The sequence below is a fragment of the Corallococcus sp. AB049A genome (assembly GCF_003668885.1).
GTDB classification, from domain to species: Bacteria; Myxococcota; Myxococcia; order Myxococcales; family Myxococcaceae; genus Corallococcus; species Corallococcus interemptor.
Genome location: NZ_RAWL01000709.1, coordinates 1 through 2,356, shown reverse-complemented (window position 1 = coordinate 2,356; position 2,356 = coordinate 1). Strand labels below are relative to the sequence as shown.

The window sequence follows — 2,356 nt, the reverse complement described above, 5'->3', positions numbered from 1 at the left end:
GGCTACGGGGCCCGCGGCCAGCGCGCACAACAGCCACCATCCGGGGAGGGTCCGCATGGGGGGGCATGCTAATTGACCCCGTCCAGGGCCGCTCGCTACAAGCCTCCGGGTGCGCCACTCGCGAACGTTGACCCTCTCCGCCGCCGCGCTGAGCCTCCTGGCCTGCGCGAAGCAGGTTCCCCCGTCCACCGCCGCCGCGCCGCCCGAGCCACGCTCGGTGCAGCTGCTAGGCGCCACGCCGGAGCGCGAGACGGCGCGCCTGGAGGGGAAGCGCGAGGACGTGGAGGTGGACACCCGCGAGGGCGAGCGCACGCCGCGCGTCGTCGCCACCGGAGAGACGCCCCAGCTGCTGCTGGACGGCGCCAAGGCCAGCCTCTGCGGAGACGCGGCCTGCACGCAGGGCTTCGCCGTGGACAACTTCCTCCTGCTGGAGGTGCTGGACACGAAGGGGAAGGTGTCGCGCCGCGCCGCCGTGGGCTTCGCGGACAGCGTCTTCATCGGCAACGAGCAGGTGGACAACGTGGGCCGGCGCGCCTTCAGCTTCGAGGCCAACGAGGTGGACCTCACCGCCCTCCTGCCGGAGTCCGAGCCCTTCCGCATCCGCGCCACCGCGCTGGACTACTGGGGCGTGGGCCGCGTGACGAACGTCTTCCTGCGGCTGGAGCCGGGCGCGGGCCGCTCAGAGGACGACCTGCGGGGCCACTAGAAGCGCAGGCCGTTCGCGGGTGCGACGGGGCGCAGGCCGGAGAAGCCAATCTGGCCGTCGCACGGACCGCCGCACACGTCGTTCGAGGAGAGCTCCGCGGGGCTCCGGGTCACCGCGTAGGCCCCGGCGCCCGCCGCGGCGGCCACCACGCCCACGCCCACCCAGACGTACCACTTCTGGTACCAGGCCTTGCTGGTGCTCTCCTTCACCTCCGGCGGCTGCTCGGTGCCCAGGGCCAGCCCCGGCTGGTCCATCGGCTCCGAGGGCTGCTTCGAGGGCTCCAGCACCGTCGAGCGCGGCGCGTCGTCCGTCTTCGGCGTCACCGTCGCCATCGGCTCGGTGACGGGACGCAGGCGCCCCTCCACGACGTAGAGCTGGCCGGCGCGCACGTTGATGTTCTTCACGTCCTTGAGCCCCGGACCGCGGAACTCGATTTCGTGCGGTCCCTGGGACAGGGGGTGGTTCTCGATGGGGGCGGAGCCCACGCGCGTCCCGTCCACGTACACCGTGACGCGGGGCACGTCCGCGCGCAGGGTGGCGAAGCCCGTCGCCGCGTCCAGCGCGACCGTCAGCTCCGTGGCCAGGCCCGCGGTCAGCGTCACCTGCTGGTTGAAGTCCGAGTAGTTCTGACGGCGCGCGGTGACCGTGTGCTCCCCCGGCGTCAGCTCCAGCGGCGTCTGGGGGTTCACCTCCTGGCCGTCCACCGTCACCTTCGCGCCGCGCGCGTTGCTGCCCAGCTTGAGCACGAGCGTGGCCTTGGCCGGGGTCGCGTCCTCGGCGGTGGCCGTGGCGGCGCCCTTGCCCGCCTTGCCCTTGCGCGTGGTGACCTTCTTCTCCTTGGGCGGCGTCTTCTTCTTCGCCGTCGCCTTCGGCGGCTTCGCGGCCTTGGTCTTGCCCTTGGGCTTCGAGGGCTTCGTGTCCTCCGACGAGGGGCCGAGGAGCGCGTCAATGTCCTGGGCGAACGCAGCGGAGGGCAGCGCGAGGGTGGCGACGAGCGACAGGATGGCGAAGCGGCGAAGACTCATGTCGGACCGAAGGTTAGAGAGTCATCCCAGGGGAAGCAAACACCGTCCCACCGGGCCGTCCGTTGGGAGAATATCCGCGCCCCATATGCACCGCGCCCTCGTCACCCTCCCCCTTGGCCTCTGTGTCCTCTCGCTCGCGGCCTGTCCGGGCAAGGCCCCACCCCGGGTGGAGACCTCCACGGCCTCCGTGCCGCCCCCCATCCACGTGCCGCCCGGTTGCGAGAAGGACCAGTCAGGCGACTACCACCACGCCCAGAACCCGGCCTTCCGCTACCTGGGCCAGGACGACGGCCGCACCCTGACGCTCGCGGTGGTGCGGGCGTGGGCGGATGGAGGCGTGGAGTCCCCGGACGCGGGCTCGGTGGGCATCGTCCTCACCCGCACGCCCCAGGGCTTCGTGGGCGAGACGCGCGCCACCGGCTTCAGCGCCTCCGGCACGCCCTGCCCTGTCGCCTTCCCGACGGAGGCCGTGGCCTGCACCGACGCCGGCCTCACGCTGAGGGCCGCGTCCAGCACCGCCATCGACGAGGGCTGCCGCCCCGCGACCGCCGGCCCCGCCCCGGTGCGCCAGGAGCAGGTGCTGCTGCGCGGCGCCCCCGACGCCGGCAGGTAGGCCCCAAAGCAC

At 72.9% G+C, this 2,356-nt stretch carries 3 protein-coding genes; 2 read left to right on the top strand and 1 reads right to left on the bottom strand.

Annotation, left to right across the window (positions count from 1 at the left end; all coding sequences use genetic code 11):
• The first annotated feature begins 109 nt into the window (after positions 1-109).
• Positions 110-706 (top strand): hypothetical protein, encoded by a 597-nt coding sequence (locus D7X55_RS38545; RefSeq protein WP_120552907.1) that lies wholly within the window; start codon positions 110-112, stop codon positions 704-706.
• On the opposite strand, the gene D7X55_RS38540 is transcribed toward D7X55_RS38545, so the two are convergent.
• On the bottom strand, positions 703-1,731 hold the full coding sequence (locus tag D7X55_RS38540) for a PEGA domain-containing protein (protein WP_121725634.1): 1,029 nt from the start codon (positions 1,729-1,731) through the stop codon (positions 703-705). The two genes, D7X55_RS38545 and D7X55_RS38540, sit on opposite strands and share 4 nt — an antisense overlap.
• An 85-nt stretch (positions 1,732-1,816) precedes the next feature.
• Here D7X55_RS38540 and D7X55_RS38535 point away from each other — a divergent pair, with 85 nt between their 5' ends.
• Positions 1,817-2,344, top strand: coding sequence for a hypothetical protein (locus D7X55_RS38535; RefSeq protein WP_121725633.1), 528 nt, complete (start codon positions 1,817-1,819; stop codon positions 2,342-2,344).
• Positions 2,345-2,356 lie beyond the last annotated feature (12 nt).

What these genes read in the sequence shown, in the direction of transcription:
- D7X55_RS38535 (WP_121725633.1), top strand. Translation starts at nt 1,817, where the DNA reads ATGCACCGCGCCCTCGTCACCCTCCCCCTTGGCCTCTGTGTCCTCTCG.
- D7X55_RS38540 (WP_121725634.1), bottom strand. Translation starts at nt 1,731, where the DNA reads ATGAGTCTTCGCCGCTTCGCCATCCTGTCGCTCGTCGCCACCCTCGCG.